This is a genomic window from Rathayibacter sp. AY1C5, assembly GCF_002931705.1.
Taxonomy (GTDB): domain Bacteria; phylum Actinomycetota; class Actinomycetes; order Actinomycetales; family Microbacteriaceae; genus Rathayibacter.
The window spans coordinates 207,980-224,015 of the sequence record NZ_PSWD01000003.1 but is presented as its reverse complement, the minus strand read 5'-3'; the positions used below and the strand labels follow the sequence as shown (position 1 = coordinate 224,015).

Genomic DNA, 16,036 nt, shown 5'->3' with positions numbered 1-16,036 from the left:
CCGCCGCCCGCGCTCCTTGCCCTCCGTATGCGATCGATCGTCTACTCCCGCACCGGTGACTCCTCCGTCCTCTCCCTCGTCGACCGGGAGGAGCGGGCTCCGGGCTCCGGCGAGGTCCGCGTCCGCGTCCTGGCGTCGGGCGTGAATCCGACCGACTGGAAGGCGCGCGCAGACGGCGACCTCGCGTTCGACGAGGTCGTGCCGAACCAGGACGGCGCCGGTGTCGTCGAGGCGCTCGGCGAGGGCGTCGAGGGCCTGGCCGTCGGCGACCGGGTCTGGATGTACCTCTCCGCGCACCGCCGCCCCACCGGCACCGCGCAGGAGTCGGCGGTGCTCGCCGCCGAGCACGTCGTGCGCCTGCCCGAGGGCGTCGGCACCGACGTCGCCGCGAGCCTCGGCGTCCCCGCGATGACCGCCCACCGCGCCCTCACCGTGCACGAGCACGGCCCCTCACGCCTCGCCCCCGGCGCCCTCGCCGGCCGCACCGTCCTGGTCCAGGGCGGCGCCGGAGCCGTCGGGCACGCCGCGATCCAGCTCGCGGTCTGGGCCGGGGCGACCGTCATCGCGACGGTGAGCAGCGACTCCAAGGAGCGGCTCGCCCGTGCGGCCGGTGCGCAGCACGTGTTGCAGTACCCGGACGACGCCCTCGCCGACCGGATCCGCGAGCTCGCCCCCGAGGGCGTCCAGCACGTGGTCGAGGTCGCACCGGCTCAGAACGCCGCGCTCGACGTCGAGGTGCTCGCCAACCACGGCAGCATCGGGTACTACGCGAACAACAACGGCGACGAGTTCACCGTGCCGATCGTCGCGAGCTTCGCGAAGAACGCCCGGTGGCAGGGCCTGCTGCTCTACACGGTGGGCGAGGGGGCGCTGCAGGCCGCGGCCGAGGACATCACCGCGGCGCTCGTCGACGGCGCGCTCCCGGTGGGCGAGGAGGCGGGCCTCCCGCTGACCTGGTTCCCGCTCGAGGAGACCGCGGCCGCCCACGACGCGGTCGAGCAGGGCGCGACGGGAAAGGTGCTCATCCGCGTCGCCGACTGACCGCGAGGGCTCGCCTCTGATCGACTCCCGGCCGGATCAGCCCCGGAGCGGGGGCGAGCCCGGGACGGTCGAGCGGTCGGCCAGGCCGGCCACGAGCTCGGCGAGCGCCTCCTCCGCCGTGCGGGTCGGCGCCCAGCCGAGCTCGGCGCGGGCGCGCTCGGTCGACATGACCGGGACGTTGCCCGCGATGTCGAGCCAGCCCGCGTCGGTGCGCTGCAGGCGCAGGTGCCAGGTCGCGGTGACGACGGAGCGGAGCAGCCCGAACGGCACCGTGACCAGGCGGGCGCCGAAGGCGTGCGCCAGCCGCTCCGGAGTGAGGACCGGCTCGGCCGCGATGTTGAAGGCCCCGCCGGCGCGCCGGTCGAGCGCGCGCCAGAAGGCGTCGGCCACGTCGTCGGCGTGCACGCCCTGGAAGACGATGCTCCGCGGCAGCGGCAGGACCGGGATCCGGACCGCCTTCAGCCACCGCGTCGGGTAGTGGGGACCGCCGAAGAGCCCGGCGATCTCCGTCGCCGCTCCGCGCTGGAAGACGAGCCCCGGGCGCAGGCGTGTGACGACGATCTCGGGGTGCCGCTCCTCGAAGGCGTCGAGCTGCCGCTCGTTCGCGGCCTTGTGGCGGCTGTAGGTCGAGGTGTGCAGGCCGCCCGTGGGCCAGTCCTCGGTGACCCGGATCGACTTCGGCGCCGCGCTGTAGGCGCCCACGGACGAGGCGACGGCGACCTGGCCGACTCCCGCGGCGGCGACCGCCTCGAGCACGGCCGCGGTGCCTCCGACGTCGACCAGCCGCTGGAACGGCTCGTCGTGGCTGGGCTGCAGCGCCCAGGCGAGGTGGACGACGGCGTCGACGCCGGCGAAGGCCTCGCGGAGCCGCCGCGGGGCGACGCTCGACGCGAGGTCGATCTCGACCCAGCGCACGTCGCGGTACTCCTCCGAGCGGAGCCGAGGGGCCCGGCGGGCGATGCCCACGATCTCCTCCACCCCGGCCTCGCCGTGCAGGCGCCGCAGCAGCGCCGTCCCCAGGTTGCCGGTCGCCCCGACGATCGCGATCCGCATGGCGTCATCCCTCCGGGAGCGGCGCACGCCGACCCCCTTCTCCGAGGCTAGGCAGGGGCGCCGCCGAGGAGGAGCCGCTTGACAGCGGGCACGACGGGACGCTCGGCGGGGACCGCCGGCGGCCGGCGGGGTGAACGCTCCTCCCCAGGGCGGATGCGGCCTAGACCACGGCGGGAGCGGGCGCATCCCCCCGCGCGGCCGGCCGCCGATCCCTAGCCTGGGACGATGCTGCCGACACCGCCCCGCCGCGTCCTCCCCGTGCGACACGAGGTCGAGGGCGTCACGCTGCGGACGGTCGACACCGGTCCGGCCGGAGCGGGCGCGGTGTTCGTCCTGATCCACGGGATCGGGATGTCGCACCACACCTTCTCGCCGCTCGCCGCCCGCCTGAAGCGGCACGGCCGGGTGATCGGCGTCGACCTCGCCGGCTTCGGCGCGAACGCGCGCCCGCGGCGGAGGGTCGGCCTCGAGGACCACGCGCGGCAGGTCGAGCAGGTCCTCCGCGGACTGGGCGTCTCGCGCGCGGTCGTCGTCGGGCACTCGATGGGGTCGCAGGTGGCGGTCGAGCTGGGGCTGCGCGCGCCCGGCCTGGTCGACGGCGCGGTGCTGATCGGGCCGGTGGTGGATCCGCAGCGGCCCGGAGCGGTCCGCCAGGGGCTCGCGCTGCTGCGGGACTGCCTCGGCGAGCCGGTGGGCGTCGACGCGATCCTGCTGGCCGACTACCTGCGCGGCGGCCTGCGCTGGTACCTGCGCCAGCTGCCCGAGATGCTGAGGCATCCGGTGCAGGAGCGCGTCGCCCGGCTGGAGGTGCCGGTCCTCGTCGCCCGCGGCCGCGACGATCCGATCGCCACCCGTGACTGGTGCGAGCGGCTCACGGCCCACGCGCGCGAGGGGCGGCTCGTCGAGTTCGCCGGCTCGCGCCACGTCGTCCCCCGCACCGAGCCCGGAGCGCTCGCCCGCGAGATCCTCCGCTTCGCCGCTGCGCTCGGCGAGAGGCCCGCCGCCCCGCTCCCCCTCCGGTCGGAGCCGGCCGCATGAGCCGGCTCCGACGCCTGGTCCGCGACGCCGTCTGGTGGATCCGCGACTACGCCTACGCCGTCGCCTGGCAGGTACGCGGCGTCCTCTCGCGCCGCGCCCCGGACGACTACCTCGACGGCGACCGGCGGCCCGTCGTGGTCCTCCCGGGGATCTGGGAGACCTGGTCCTTCCTCCGCCCGATCATCGATCCGCTGCACGAGCGCGGGCACCCGCTCCACGTGCTGACGAGCCTCGGCCGGAACGGCCGCCCGGTCGCCCGGACCGCGGAGGACGTGGCCGCCTACCTCGCCGAGCACGGGCTCCGCGACGTGGTGATCGTCGCCCACAGCAAGGGCGGACTGATCGGCAAGTACGTGATGACCGAGCTCGACCCGGACGGCCGGGTCGACCGGATGGTCGCCGTGGCGACCCCGTTCGGCGGCTCCCGCTACGCGCCCTACCTGGTCCTCCGGAGCCTGCGCGCCTTCTCGCCGCGCGACGCCACGACCCTGCTGCTGTCGAGCCGCTCCGGAGCGAACGCGCGGATCACCTCCGTGTTCGGCCTCTTCGATCCGCACATCCCCGAGGGCAGCATGCTCGAGGGCGCGGTCAACGTCCGGATCGAGACCGGCGGGCACTTCCGCATCCTGAGCGACCCCGAGACGCTCACCGCGGTCGTCACGGCGGTCTCGGCGGAGGAGCGCGCCGACGGAGAGGCGCCCTGACGACGGCGGAACCCCTGACGACTCCGTAGCAACCCGCGTCGCCGCGGCGGAACCCCCTGGCGCCTCCGGCCCGCGAGGCGGAGCGTGGAGCCATGCCCGCCTCCTCCACCGGCCCGACCGAGCTCCTCCTCGTCCGTCACGGCGAGAGCCTCGCCAACATCGCGGCGAGCGCCGCCGAGGCCTCGGGGGCGCACGAGATCGCCGTCGACCGCCGCGACCCCGACGTCGAGCTCTCCCCCGCCGGCGAGGAGCAGGCCCGCGCGCTCGGCCGCTGGCTGGCCGAGGAGGCGCGGCCCGCCTCCGCCTGGACGTCGCCCTACCGCCGCGCCTCCGCGACCGCGCGTCTCGCCCTCGGCGAGGCCGGCATCGACCTGCGGCTGCGCCCCGACGAGCGCCTGCGCGACCGCGACCTCGGCGTCACCGACCGCCTCACCTCCGCCGGCGTGCGGGCCCGGATGCCCGAGGAGGCGGCGCGGCGCGAGTGGCTCGGCAAGTTCTACTACCGGCCGCCGGGAGGCGAGGCCTGGACGGACCTCGCGCTCCGCGTCCGCGCCTTCGTCGACCACCTCGCCGTCGCCGCGCCTCCCGGGCCGGCGATCCTCTTCTGCCACGACGCGGTCGTCCTCGTCCTCCGCTACGTCCTCGAGGGCCTCTCCGAGCACGAGCTGCTCGACATCGGCGCCTCGACGCCCGTCGCCAACGGCTCCGTCACCCGTCTCGTCCGCGACGGCGACGCGTGGCGCCTCGAGCTCTTCAACCGCACGTCCCACCTCGAGCGCTCCGGCGCCCCCGTCACCCGGCACGACGACCGCGCGGACGGAGAAGGAGACCCTCATGAGTGACCTCGTCTCCCGCGCCCTGCTCGAGCAGCGCTGGCCCCTCCCGGAGCCCGGAGGCTCGAAGCACTCCCGCGGCGACGTGGTCGTCGTCGGCGGCGCCCGCAAGACGCCCGGCGCCGCGATCCTCGCGGGGATCGCCGCGCTGCGGACCGGCGCGGGTCGCATCACGCTCTGCGTCGCCGAGTCGGTCGCGTCGGCCACCGCGGTCGCGCTGCCCGAGTGCGGAGTGGTCCCGCTCGCGGAGACGCGCACCGGCTCCGTCTCGGGCCGCGGGCTCGACGTCCTGGCCGGCGAGCTCTCCTCCGCCGACGTCGCCCTGATCGGACCCGGCCTGGACGACCCGCGCGCGACCGCCGCGACCCTCCGTGCCCTCGCTCCGCTCCTCGACGACGTGCCGGCCGTGCACCTCGACGCCTTCCCGCTCGGAGTCCTGCCCGGGCAGCGCCGTCTCGCACGGAGGCTCGCGGGCCGGCTCCTGCTGACCCCGAACTCGGAGGAGGCGTCCCGGCTCCTCGGCGAGGAGGTCGACGACGTCGAGCGGGCCGCCCTCGCGGTCGCCGAGCGCTACGGCGCGGTGGTGAGCCTGTTCAACACGATCGCCTCGCCCGACGGCGACGCGGTGCGGATCGAGGGCGAGCACCCCGGGCTGGCCACCGCGGGCAGCGGCGACGTGCTCGCCGGAGCGACGGCGGGCCTGCGCGGGCGCGGCGTCGATCCGATGGGCGCGGCCGCGTGGGGCGCGTTCCTGCACACGGAGGCTGACACGCGCCTCTCCGCGCGCATCGGCCCGGCCGGGTACCTCGCGAGCGAGATCCCGGGGGAGTTCCCGCGCGTGCTGGCGGGCTGAGCGGGGCGGGTGCGCTGAGGACGGCAGTCGTTCCGGACCGAGCCGGCGGCGTGAGCGGCGGCGATCACCGTGACCGCGGCGTCGACCTCAGTGCGCGACGTCGGCGACCGAGAACGCCACTCCCGGCGTGATCAGGATCGAGGTCTCGCGAGGCTCGCCCTCGCCCTGGTTCACCGTGATCCAGCGCGACGCGGAGCCGTCCAGGGCGCGGTCGATGCTCTCGCGCACCTCCGCGGCCGACGTCTCGCTCAGGCTGAACGGCGCCCCGCCGTAGATGATCTCGACGCGCTTCACAGCATGCTCTCCTCGCTCTGACGGGTGGTCCCGTGGGGCTCCTCGCTGATCCGCAGCCCGTGCGCCGTGTGCGAGTCGGCGAGCAGCTGGCGGATCCAGTCCGGGTTGATGTTCGGGGCACGGCCGCCGTGGTACTTGAAGCGCAGCGGGATGGCGGGGTGCAGCCAGATCGAGGTGCGTCCGTCGCCGACCGCCTGCGAGTCCTTCCACGAGAAGTAGAAGGACTCGTTGCGCGCGAGCTTCGAGCCGATCACGATCTGCAGGTGCGCCAGCAGACGGTCGTCGAAGTCGGCCTCGAGGGTCGAGTCGTAGATCAGTCGCCCCATCAGGCGGTTCTCCGTTCGGGAAGTCGCCCGTCCGCGAAGGGTCGGGCGGAGTCGTGAGTGTCGATCCTACCGGCGCCACGGATGCTCACCAGGAGTCGTCCTCGCCGTGGAAGTGCGGGATCTCGGTGTCGACGGCGGAGAGGGGCCCGGCGCCGCCGTCCTCCTCGGCCACGGGGTGCGAGACGCCCAGGCGGGCCGTCTCGCGGGTGAAGCGCTCGACGAGCTCCTCGTCGAGCAGCTCCTCGGCTCCGTCGTCCTCGGACTCCGAGAACAGCTGGCTCGCCGGTCCGATCAGCAGCGCCGCCCGTCCGGGCCGGCCGGACTCCTGGCGGATCGGGATGTCGACTGTGATCGACCCCTTGGTGAGCGCCAGCGCCTCCGCGTAGGCCAGCAGCGACCGCGCGATGGCGGTACCCGTCAGCACGGAGCTGCCGGCGTAGTGGATGCGTTCCATGCCTTATTCCTACTCCTCGGGCGGCCGCCCGGTCAGCGGTTGCGCGGTCGAGGCGGGGAGCGCTAGCGCCGCGTCGATCCGGCGGTCGAGCGCGTCGCGGACGGCCGGCCACTCGGCCGCGAGGATCGAGTGGACGGCCGTGTCGCGCCACGAGCCGTCGGCCCGCCGCTGGTCGTGGCGGAGCACCCCCTCGAACACGGCGCCGAGGCGGAGGATCGCGGACCGCGAGCGCGCGTTCACCGCATCCGCCTGGAGCTTCACCCGCTCGTAGCCGCTGTCGAAGGCGAGTCCGAGCACCAGCCGCTTCGCCTCCGGGTTCACGACGGTGCCCCACGTCTCGGGCGCGTAGGCCGTCCAGCCGAGGTGGGCCGCCTCGCGCGTCTCGTCGAAGTCGGCCAGCGAGGTCGTGCCGACGACGCGCCCCTCCTGCAGCACAGCGAACGGCAGGCCCGTGCCCCAGGGGTAGTAGCGGTCGACGAAGGCGCGGAACTCCTCCGGGGTGCCGGGGAGGCCGGCGAGTCCCCCTCCGTAGCCGCCGGCGAACACCTCCGGACGCCCGATCGCCCGCCCGAGCGGCTCGACGTGCTCGGCGGCGAGCGGCTCGAGGACGATCGAGCGGCCGACGAGCGTGACGGGACCGGGGCGGCGGGGACTGCTCATGCGATCAGTGTGGGGCACCGTGCCAGCATGGCTCCATGAGCACCGCCGCGCTGTTCGAGTCCGCCGCCGCCGCCCTCGTCGGCCTGCTCGCGCAGGTGCGGGACGACCAGTGGGAGCAGCCGGGGCTCGGCGTCTGGGACGTCCGCGGCCTCGCGGGCCACGCGTCGCGGGCGGTGCTGACGGTCGACGCGTACCTCCTCGCTCCGGAGCCGCCCGAGCCGACCATCGAGGACGCGCTCGACTACTACGACGCGCTGGCCGGGAACGTCGCCGACCCCGCGGCGGTGGCGCGGCGCGGGGTCGAGGCGGGGCTGCTGCTCGGCGACAGGCCGGCTCAGGCGCTGGCGGAGGCGGCGGGCCGCGCGGTCGAGCTGGTCGCCGCCCAGCGTCCCGGCCGCCTCGTCGCCGTGGGCGGCCACGCGATCGAGCTGGACGAGTACCTCCGGACCCGGCTGCTCGAGCTGGTCGTGCACACGCTCGACCTCTCGCGGGCCACCGGGATCCCGCACGTGCTGCCCGGCGAGGCCGTCGAGGCGTGCTGCGCGCTGACCGGCGGGCTGGCCGCTCGAGCCGGACGCGGCGAGGAGCTCCTGCTCGCGCTGAGCGGGCGGGAGCCCCTCGCCGCGGGGTTCTCGGTGGTGTGAGGGCGCCGGCCCTCCGGCTGCGGGTTCTGCGCGGCGCCGGCCCTCGGGGCACCGGGTCCTCCGTGGTGAGGGCGCCGATCCTCGGGCCGCGGGTTCTACGTGGTGCCGGTCCTCAGGCCACGGCGAGAGCGGCGACCGGCGACACCTTCGTGGCGCGGCGGGCGGGCAGCACGGCCGAGACGACCGTGATCACGACACCGACCACGAGCACCGCCACCAGGATCGGCACCGGGACGGTCGGCGGGATCAGTCCGATGCCCGGCAGCGAGCCGAACACCGAGATCGCGCCGCACCAGCCGTAGACGATCCCGAGCACGATGCCGAGCACCGCGGCAGCGATGATCATCTGCGCCGCCTCGAGCACCACCATCGACCGCACCTGCGAGCCGGTGAAGCCGAGCGCGCGGAGCAGGCCCAGCTCGCGCCGGCGCTGCAGCACGCTGAGCGACAGCGTGTTGACCATCCCGACGGCGGCCAGGACGACCGAGAAGCCGAGCAGGACGCTCATCACCGCGGTGCTCACCTGGATGAACTGCTCGAACGCCGCGATCACCTCGGGATTCGTCTCACCCGAGCGCTCCATGATCGTGCCGAAGGTGGCGGCGGCGACCGCGAACATCGTGACCAGCGACACTCCGATGACCAGTCCGATGACGGCGCGGGCGCTGCGCGCCGGATTGCGGACGGCGTTGGCGGACGCCAGGCGGGCGACGGGGCCCCGGCCGAAGGCGCGGCCCACGAGGGCCGTGAGCGGAGGGAGCAGGACGGGCGCCCCGAGGATCACGCCGGTGAAGGACGCCATGCCTCCGACCAGCCCGAGCAGGACGCCGCCGGGGTTGGCCAGCCCGAACACCACGCCGCCGGCGAGCAGCAGCGCGCCGACCACGACGAAGACGATCGCCGTGATGTTGCGGGCGGTGCGGCCGCGCAGCTCCTCGTAGCGGGGTTCGGCGGACGATCCGGCGGCCTGCGACGGCGCGACCGCGAGCACGCGGCGCGATCCGGACCACGAGGCGATGACCGTCGAGGCGACCACGGCGATCAGCGGCAGCACGAGGCCGGGCGAGACGAGCGGGTAGTCGAAGCGGGGCAGGGTGCCGCTCCGGATGGCGAGCTCCGCGGCGAGCGCCACGAGAGCGACGCCGGCGACCAGGCCGATCGCCGCTCCGAGGAGCCCCTGCAGGAGGCCCGTGCGGACGATCCCGCTGCGCAGCGACCGGCCGGAGGCGCCGAGCAGGCGCAGCAGGGCGATCTCGCGGGTGCGCCCGGCGATGACGGTCGAGACCGCGTTGGCCGTGACGATCCCGCCCACGAACACCGCGATGCCGAAGAAGACGGCGCCGACCATCCCGAGCATGAGGGCGACCTGGCCGATGCCGTCGATCCCCGCTGCCGCGAAGGCCGCGACCATGTCGGCGATGACCTGCACCAGCACGGCGCCGAACGCCGCGGCGAGTGCGGCGACGGTGACGATGGCGCCCCCGCCCTGGCTCGAGCCCGTGCGCACGCCGCTCACGCCGCGCCCTCCATCGTGAGCATCGCGCGCGAGATCTCCTCGGCGCTCATCCCGCGGCGGTCGTCGACGACGGCTCCGTCGCGGAGGAAGACGATGCGGTCGGCGTAGGCCGCCGCGATCGGGTCGTGGGTGACCATCGCGATCGACTGGCCGTACTCGCGGGTGGAGGCCCGGAGCAGGCTGAGGACCTCGCGGCCGGTGCGCGAGTCCAGGTTGCCGGTGGGCTCGTCGGCGAAGATCAGCTGCGGCCGGGTGGCGAGGGCGCGGGCGATCGCCACACGCTGCTGCTGCCCGCCCGAGAGCTCGTGGGGCCGGTGCGTGAGGCGCTCGCGGAGCCCGAGGGACTCGATCAGCCGGGCGATCCACTGCTCCTCGTCGCCGGTCACGGAGCGGCCGTCGAGCTCGAACGGGAGGCGGATGTTTCCGCGCACGTCGAGCGTGGGGACGAGGTTGAAGGCCTGGAAGACGAAGCCGACGCTGCGGCGGCGGAGCACGGTCAGCTCGGCGTCGCTCATCGAGGTGATCTCGGCGTCCCCGAGGAACACGCGGCCGGAGGAGGCGGTGTCGAGGCCGGCGAGGACGTGCATGAGCGTCGACTTGCCGGATCCGCTGGGGCCCATCACCGCGGTGAACTCGCCCCGCTCGATCGAGAGCGTGACGTCGTCGAGGGCGACGACGGGCGGCGTGCTGCCGTAGAGCTTGCGCACGCCCTCGACGCGCGCCACGACGGAGGAGGTCTGGTTCTGCATGTCCTCGACGCTACGGAGGCACCCGTGTCGCCGGCGTCGTCCGCAGTGGCTCGCGGCGTCATCCCTCCGGCGGACCCGCGGTGGTCCTGCGGGGTCAGCGGGGCCGGAGCCCCGCCCGGCGGAGGGCGAGGGCCGCCAGCGCGGCGGTAACGGCGGGGTCACCGGTCCGCCAGCCCGCGGCGGCCTCCGGGTGCGCGGCGAGGATGTCGCGGGGGGACGCCCGGGTGAGCGCGCGCAGGGCCAGCAGCTCGGTTCCGCCGCCGGTCGAGCCGAGGGCGCGCAGCTCGGCGGTCCGGCGGGCGAAGCGGAGCCGGGGCCGGAGCCAGAGCACGGCCAGGAGCAGGAGCGGGAGGCCCCCGACGGCGAGCCCGGCGACCACGGCCAGGGCGCTCGCGAGCTGCTGTTGGTCGCGTCCGGCGGCGGCGAGCACGGAGCCGGCCCCGCTCGCCTCGTCGAACGGCGCGCGCACGGCGTCGCCGAGCAGGGGGATGCCGCCGAGGGTGGTCCCGGCGTCGCTCATGGTCGAGCCGAAGCCGCTGCCGGCGCTCTCGAGCCGACGGCCGATCTCGGCCAGGCCGGCGATCAGCGAGCCGACCGCGATCCCCGCGGCGATCGCCACGACGGCCACGCCGAGAGCGAGGGCGTCGGCCAGGATCTGCCGCGCGCGGACGGCCGGGAGGTCGGCGTAGATCTGCATGCGCCGATTATCCGGCGCGCTCGGCGGCCTTCGTGTCCACACCGCAGGAAGGATTCGTCGAGAGGGCCGGGGATCCGCGTCACTCCGCGAGGTCACCGAGGTTCTTCCTCCGTTGTGACCACGTCGGCCGCCTCCGAGAGGGCTGCCCGGCCCGGCTCCTCGCCGCCTCTAGTCGAGCAGGTCGTGCAGCACGACGACCTGCTCGCGCTCCGGGCCGACGCCGATCGCCGAGAACCGGGCGCCGCTCATCGCCTCGAGCGCGCGCACGTAGTCCTGCGCGGTCTGCGGCAGGTCCGAGAACTCGCGGCAGCCGGAGATGTCCTCCTGCCAGCCGGGGAACTCCTCGTAGATCGGCTTCGCGTGGTGGAAGTCGCTCTGCGAGACCGGGACCTCGTCGTGGCGCACGCCGTCGACGTCGTAGGCGACGCAGACGGGGATGGTCTCGAGGCCCGAGAGCACGTCGAGCTTGGTGAGGACGAAGTCGGTGACCCCGTTGATCCGCGCCGAGTAGCGGGCGATCGGGGCGTCGTACCAGCCGCAGCGGCGCGGGCGGCCGGTCGTGGTGCCGAACTCGAAGCCCTGCCGGCGGAGGTACTCGCCCCACTCGTCGAAGAGCTCGGTCGGGAACGGGCCGGCGCCGACGCGGGTCGTGTACGCCTTGATGACCGCGATGACGCGGTCGATGCGGTTCGGTGCGACTCCGGAGCCGGTGGCCGCTCCTCCCGAGGTCGCGTTGGAGGAGGTGACGAACGGGTAGGTGCCGTGGTCGACGTCGAGCATCGTGGCCTGGCCGGCCTCGAACAGCACCGTCCTGCCCGCGTCGAGCGCCTGCGAGAGGATCAGCGACGTGTCGGCGACCATCGGGCGGAGGCGCTCGGTGTACTGCAGCAGGTCCTCCAGCACCTGCTCGACCAGGATCGCGCGGCGGTTGTAGACCTTCACCAGCAGGTGGTTCTTCTGGTCGAGGGCGCCCTCGACCTTCTGACGGAGGATGTTCTCGTCGAAGAGGTCCTGGATGCGGATGCCGACGCGGTTGATCTTGTCGGCGTACGCCGGGCCGATGCCGCGGCCGGTGGTGCCGATCTGGCGCTTGCCGAGGAAGCGCTCCGTCACCTTGTCGAGGGTGCGGTGGTAGCTGGTGATGACGTGCGCGTTGGCGCTGACGAGCAGCTTCGACACGTCGACGCCGCGGGCGCTCAGCGCCTCGAGCTCGTGGAACAGCACCTCGATGTCGACGACGACGCCGTTCGCGATGACCGGGACGACGCCCGGGGTGAGGATGCCGGAGGGGAGCAGGTGCAGGGCGTACTTCTCGTCGCCCACCACGACGGTGTGCCCGGCGTTGTTGCCGCCGTTGAACTTCACGACGTAGTCGACGCGGCTGCCGAGGAGGTCGGTGGCGCGTCCCTTGCCCTCGTCGCCCCACTGGGCGCCGGTGATGACGATTGCTGGCATGGCGTGTCCTTCTCGACGGGAGGGGCGGGGGTGGGCCGGTGCGGCGCGGCAGTCGTGCCGCCTCCGCGCGACCAGCCGCTCGATTCTAGCGGAGGGGCCGGAGGACGGCTCCAGCGCTCGGGGTCGGCCCCGCGGACTCGACCGGCTCCGGGCCGGCACCGCGGACGCATCGCCGAGCAATGCTCTCGATCCCGTCATGCGCAGTTCACACGCGGCGCATAGATTCGAGGACGTTCACACTCCACTCATCACGCGAACAGGACCACGATGCGCAGACTCCGCGCCGCAAGCCTCCTCGCCGTCGTCGCACTCGGAGCCGCCACCGCCGCTCCGATCGCCTCGGCCGCCCCTCTCGACGACGGCGTCGAGCTCACCCTGGTGTCGACGACCGACACGCACGGGCACGTCTACGACTGGGACTACTTCGCGAACGCGCCGTACCCGGCCGACGGTGCGCTCGGCCTCACCCGCGTCGCGACCGAGGTCGACCGCCTCCGCGCCGAGAAGGGCGAGGAGTCCGTGCTCGTCATGGACAACGGCGACGCGATCCAGGGCACGCCGCTCACCTACTACTACGGCCTCGGCGACGGCGCCGCGGGCGTCCTCTCCGGCGAGACGACGCACCCGATGGCCACCGCGTTCAACACCATCGGCTACGACGCGCAGGTCGTCGGCAACCACGAGTACAACTACGGGCTCGACATGCTCAGCGCGTACGAGGGCGACCTGAACGCCCCGCTGCTGGGCGCGAACGTCGTCGACGTCGCCACCGGCAAGCCGTACCACGACCCCTACACGCTGATCGAGCGCGAGATCGACGGGAAGACGGTCACCGTCGGCGTCCTCGGCCTCGTCACCCCCGGCGTCCGCGTCTGGGACAAGCAGTACGTCGACGGCGTCCTCGAGTTCCAGGACATGGTCGCCGCCGCGAAGCAGTGGGTCCCGATCGTGCAGGAGCAGGCGGACGTGGTCGTCGTCCTCGCGCACACCGGCCAGGGCACGGTGCCGGACGCCGAGTACGACCCGGCCGACCTCAACGAGGACGTCGTCAACAACATCGCGACGCAGGTCCCCGGCATCGACGTGGTCGTCGCCGGCCACAGCCACAAGGACCTGCCGCAGACGCTGTTCACCAACGTCGCCGGCGAGCAGGTGCTGGTCACCCAGCCCGAGTTCTGGGCGCAGGGCCTCACCGAGGTCACCCTGAACCTGGTGCCGGACGCCGCGGGCGGCCTCGAGGTCGACTGGTCGGCCGGGAACGCACCCGTCACGCAGCCCGTCTACGCGAAGGACATCGCCGAGGAGTCGCCCGCACTGGTCGACGCCCTCGCCGAGCAGCACGCCGCCACGATCGAGTACGTGAACACCCCCGTCGCCGACTCGGTCGAGGAGCTCTCGGCCGCGACCTCGCGCTACGAGGACACCCCGATCATCGACTTCATCAACACCGTCCAGGCCGAGACCGTCGAGTCGGCGCTCGAGGGCACCGAGTGGGCCGACCTGCCGGTGATCTCGCAGGCGTCGCCGTTCTCGCGCACCGCCGTCTTCCCGAAGGGGCAGGTCAGCATCCGCGACATCGCGGGCCTGTACATCTACGAGAACACCCTCCGCGGAGTGGAGCTGACCGGAGCCGAGGTGCGCGACTACCTCGAGTTCTCGGCCCGCTACTTCGTGCAGACCGCCGAGGGCGCCGTGTTCGACCCCGAGACCGGCACCAACGCGACGACCGAGGACCGCCCCGACGGCATCCCGGACTACAACTACGACGCGATCTCGGGCCTGGACTACGTGATCGACGTCTCCCAGCCCGCCGGCTCGCGGATCCGCGGTCTCGCCCACGCCGACGGCACCCCGGTCGCCGACGACGATCGCTTCGTGATGGCGGTCAACAACTACCGCCAGAGCGGCGGAGGCGCCTACCCGGCCGTCGCGCAGGCACCGCTCGTCTACGACGAGCGTCTCGAGATCCGCCAGCTCCTCATCGACTGGTCGACCGCCCGCGGCGTGATCGACCAGGCCGACTTCTACGACCCCAACTGGTCGCTGACGACGGAGCCCGCCGCCGAGGTCCCGGTCACCCCGGCGCCGACCGAGCCCGGCACCCCGACGGAGCAGCCCACCACAGCTCCGTCGCCGCACCCCACCACCACGGCGGCCCCCGTCGCGGGAGGCTCCGGCCCGGGCTCGCTCGCGAACACCGGCGCCGACGCGGCCGGCCTGATCGGCGGAGCCCTCGTGCTGCTGCTGTCGGGTCTCGCGCTGGTCGTCGCGCGACGCCGCCTCGCGGCCTAGCCGAGCAGGGCACGGGCGGCGGTCGGCGGGGTCTCCCGCCGGCCGCCGTTCGCCGTTCCGGAGGATCGCGGGACGATCGGGCCGCGGACCGGCGGCTCAGTCCCCGCGGCGTCGCGACCGGCGGGCCCGCCAGGCCGAGAACGCCCCGGTCGACCAGAGCGCCCAGACCACCAGCAGGGGCTGGAAGACGAGCCGCACCGCGCGCGCCGCGTCCGTCTCGAGGCCGAACGCCGGCGTCCGCGTCACCAGCTGCGAGATGTTCCCCGGGAAGACCGCGACGAAGAACGCGGCCACCACGACTCCCACGATCACGCGCCACCGCACGAGCACGACGAGCGCGAGCCCGAGCGCGATCTCGACGACGCCCGACGCGACGACCACCAGGTCCGGGTCGGCCGGCAGCCACGGCGGGACCTGCGCCTGGAAGGCCTGACGCGCGACCGTCAGGTGCGCCGTGCCGGCCGTGACGAGCAGCAGGCCCAGGAGGATGCGGGCGAGAGTGCGCAGAACGGAGCGGCGTCCTCCGTCGGGCGCTGTGGCGGCGGTCATGCCCCCCAGTCTGCGCTCGGAGCCCGCTCGCGCCGACCGCGCGCGCGTTCCGGCGGCGCCCCGTATCCTCGTTACCGCCCCGTCCGCAGACCGTGAAACGAGTTCCATGAGCACCCTGCCCCGCCTGATGGCCTTCGACCTCGACGACACCCTCGCCGCCTCGAAGTCCCCCGTCGACCCGGCGATGGCCGACCTCTTCGTGAAGCTGCTCCAGGCCACCGAGGTGTGCATCATCTCGGGCGGCCAGATCGGCCAGTTCCGGATGCAGGTGCTCGACCGCCTCGAGGGCGCCGACCCCGAGGTGCTCGCGAAGCTGCACCTCATGCCCACCTGCGGCACGCAGTACTACCGGTACGAGAACGGCGACTGGGCGCAGATCTACGCCGAGAACCTCACCGAGGACGAGAAGTCGCGCGCGCTCGCCGCCGTCGAGGAGAAGGCGAAGGAGCTCGGCTACTGGGAGTCCGAGACCTGGGGCCCGATCCTCGAGGACCGCGACTCGCAGATCACCTTCTCGGCCCTCGGCCAGTCCGCGCCCGTCGAGGTCAAGCAGGCCTGGGACCCGGACGGCGAGAAGAAGAACACCCTCCGTGAGAACGTGCAGGCCGTGCTCCCCGACCTCGAGGTCCGCTCCGGCGGCTCGACGTCGGTCGACATCACCCGGAAGGGCATCGACAAGGCGTACGGGATGAACAAGCTCACCGAGCTGACGGGCATCCCTCTCGACGACATGATCTTCGTCGGCGACCGCCTCGACCCGGACGGCAACGACTACCCCGTCAAGGCGATGGGCGTCGAGTGCTTCGCCGTCGAGGGCTGGCACGACACCGCCGCGTACCTCCGCTCCTACGGCCTGTAGGCCGCGCCCCGCGAGCCTC

The 16,036-nt window shown here is 73.9% G+C and carries 18 protein-coding genes; 8 read left to right on the top strand and 10 right to left on the bottom strand.

Annotated elements, in window-relative coordinates; genetic code table 11:
• Positions 1-27: 27 nt before the first annotated feature.
• Positions 28-1,041 carry an NADPH:quinone reductase gene (locus C5C57_RS04670; RefSeq protein ID WP_104297353.1) on the top strand — a complete coding sequence of 338 codons (1,014 nt, stop codon included), beginning with the start codon at positions 28-30 and terminating at the stop codon, positions 1,039-1,041.
• A 36-nt stretch (positions 1,042-1,077) separates the two neighbouring features.
• Here C5C57_RS04670 and C5C57_RS04665 read toward each other — a convergent pair whose 3' ends face one another.
• Complete coding sequence (locus tag C5C57_RS04665) at positions 1,078-2,094, bottom strand: NAD-dependent epimerase/dehydratase family protein (protein ID WP_104288361.1); 1,017 nt, start codon at positions 2,092-2,094, stop codon at positions 1,078-1,080.
• Positions 2,095-2,319: 225 nt separating this feature from the next.
• Between C5C57_RS04665 and C5C57_RS04660 the strand changes: the two genes are divergently transcribed.
• The 4 genes from C5C57_RS04660 (at position 2,320) to C5C57_RS04645 (ending at position 5,522) form a co-directional block, all read left to right on the top strand.
• On the top strand, positions 2,320-3,132 hold the full coding sequence (locus C5C57_RS04660) for an alpha/beta fold hydrolase (protein ID WP_104288360.1): 813 nt from the start codon (positions 2,320-2,322) through the stop codon (positions 3,130-3,132).
• Positions 3,129-3,836, top strand: coding sequence for a triacylglycerol lipase (locus tag C5C57_RS04655; protein WP_104239324.1), 708 nt, complete (start codon positions 3,129-3,131; stop codon positions 3,834-3,836). Before C5C57_RS04660 ends, C5C57_RS04655 begins: the two co-directional genes overlap by 4 nt.
• Positions 3,837-3,928: 92 nt before the next feature.
• Positions 3,929-4,678 (top strand): histidine phosphatase family protein, encoded by a 750-nt coding sequence (locus C5C57_RS04650; protein ID WP_104247480.1) that lies wholly within the window; start codon positions 3,929-3,931, stop codon positions 4,676-4,678.
• Positions 4,671-5,522: an NAD(P)H-hydrate dehydratase gene (locus tag C5C57_RS04645; RefSeq protein ID WP_104273158.1), complete on the top strand. Its 852-nt coding sequence runs from the start codon at positions 4,671-4,673 to the stop codon at positions 5,520-5,522. The genes C5C57_RS04650 and C5C57_RS04645 overlap by 8 nt, the downstream gene beginning before the upstream one ends.
• 87 nt (positions 5,523-5,609) lie before the next feature.
• Here C5C57_RS04645 and C5C57_RS04640 read toward each other — a convergent pair whose 3' ends face one another.
• The 4 genes from C5C57_RS04640 to C5C57_RS04625 all read right to left on the bottom strand — a co-directional run bounded on the left by C5C57_RS04640 (position 5,610) and on the right by C5C57_RS04625 (position 7,256).
• The gene (locus tag C5C57_RS04640; RefSeq protein ID WP_104222775.1) at positions 5,610-5,816 is read right to left on the bottom strand and encodes a hypothetical protein; all 207 of its coding nucleotides are present in this window, start codon (positions 5,814-5,816) and stop codon (positions 5,610-5,612) included.
• Complete coding sequence (locus C5C57_RS04635; protein ID WP_104297352.1) at positions 5,813-6,142, bottom strand: ATP-dependent DNA ligase; 330 nt, start codon at positions 6,140-6,142, stop codon at positions 5,813-5,815. The genes C5C57_RS04640 and C5C57_RS04635 overlap by 4 nt, the downstream gene beginning before the upstream one ends.
• An 85-nt stretch (positions 6,143-6,227) precedes the next feature.
• Complete coding sequence (locus C5C57_RS04630) at positions 6,228-6,596, bottom strand: hypothetical protein (RefSeq protein ID WP_104222777.1); 369 nt, start codon at positions 6,594-6,596, stop codon at positions 6,228-6,230.
• A gap of 9 nt (positions 6,597-6,605) precedes the next feature.
• The gene (locus C5C57_RS04625) at positions 6,606-7,256 is read right to left on the bottom strand and encodes a GNAT family N-acetyltransferase (protein ID WP_104297351.1); all 651 of its coding nucleotides are present in this window, start codon (positions 7,254-7,256) and stop codon (positions 6,606-6,608) included.
• 35 nt (positions 7,257-7,291) lie between these two features.
• On the opposite strand from C5C57_RS04625, the gene C5C57_RS04620 reads away from it, so the two are divergent.
• The gene (locus C5C57_RS04620; RefSeq protein ID WP_104297350.1) at positions 7,292-7,900 is read left to right on the top strand and encodes a maleylpyruvate isomerase N-terminal domain-containing protein; all 609 of its coding nucleotides are present in this window, start codon (positions 7,292-7,294) and stop codon (positions 7,898-7,900) included.
• A gap of 112 nt (positions 7,901-8,012) precedes the next feature.
• On the opposite strand, the gene C5C57_RS04615 is transcribed toward C5C57_RS04620, so the two are convergent.
• From C5C57_RS04615 to C5C57_RS04600, 4 genes are all read right to left on the bottom strand, one after another.
• On the bottom strand, positions 8,013-9,416 hold the full coding sequence (locus C5C57_RS04615) for an FtsX-like permease family protein (RefSeq protein WP_104247483.1): 1,404 nt from the start codon (positions 9,414-9,416) through the stop codon (positions 8,013-8,015).
• Positions 9,413-10,165, bottom strand: coding sequence for an ABC transporter ATP-binding protein (locus C5C57_RS04610; protein ID WP_104222781.1), 753 nt, complete (start codon positions 10,163-10,165; stop codon positions 9,413-9,415). Before C5C57_RS04610 ends, C5C57_RS04615 begins: the two co-directional genes overlap by 4 nt.
• 94 nt (positions 10,166-10,259) lie before the next feature.
• Positions 10,260-10,862 (bottom strand): hypothetical protein, encoded by a 603-nt coding sequence (locus C5C57_RS04605; protein ID WP_104247484.1) that lies wholly within the window; start codon positions 10,860-10,862, stop codon positions 10,260-10,262.
• 168 nt (positions 10,863-11,030) lie between these two features.
• On the bottom strand, positions 11,031-12,317 hold the full coding sequence (locus C5C57_RS04600) for an adenylosuccinate synthase (RefSeq protein ID WP_104234282.1): 1,287 nt from the start codon (positions 12,315-12,317) through the stop codon (positions 11,031-11,033).
• Positions 12,318-12,584: 267 nt separating this feature from the next.
• Between C5C57_RS04600 and C5C57_RS04595 the strand changes: the two genes are divergently transcribed.
• Positions 12,585-14,609, top strand: coding sequence for a bifunctional UDP-sugar hydrolase/5'-nucleotidase (locus C5C57_RS04595; protein ID WP_104273159.1), 2,025 nt, complete (start codon positions 12,585-12,587; stop codon positions 14,607-14,609).
• Positions 14,610-14,705: 96 nt separating this feature from the next.
• Here C5C57_RS04595 and C5C57_RS04590 read toward each other — a convergent pair whose 3' ends face one another.
• A complete protein-coding gene (locus C5C57_RS04590) occupies positions 14,706-15,158 on the bottom strand; it encodes a DoxX family membrane protein (protein WP_104225710.1) in 453 nt (150 codons plus the stop codon).
• A gap of 106 nt (positions 15,159-15,264) precedes the next feature.
• On the opposite strand from C5C57_RS04590, the gene C5C57_RS04585 reads away from it, so the two are divergent.
• Positions 15,265-16,017, top strand: a complete 753-nt coding sequence (locus C5C57_RS04585) for an HAD-IIB family hydrolase (RefSeq protein ID WP_104225711.1) — start codon at positions 15,265-15,267, stop codon at positions 16,015-16,017.
• The last annotated feature ends 19 nt before the right edge of the window (positions 16,018-16,036 follow it).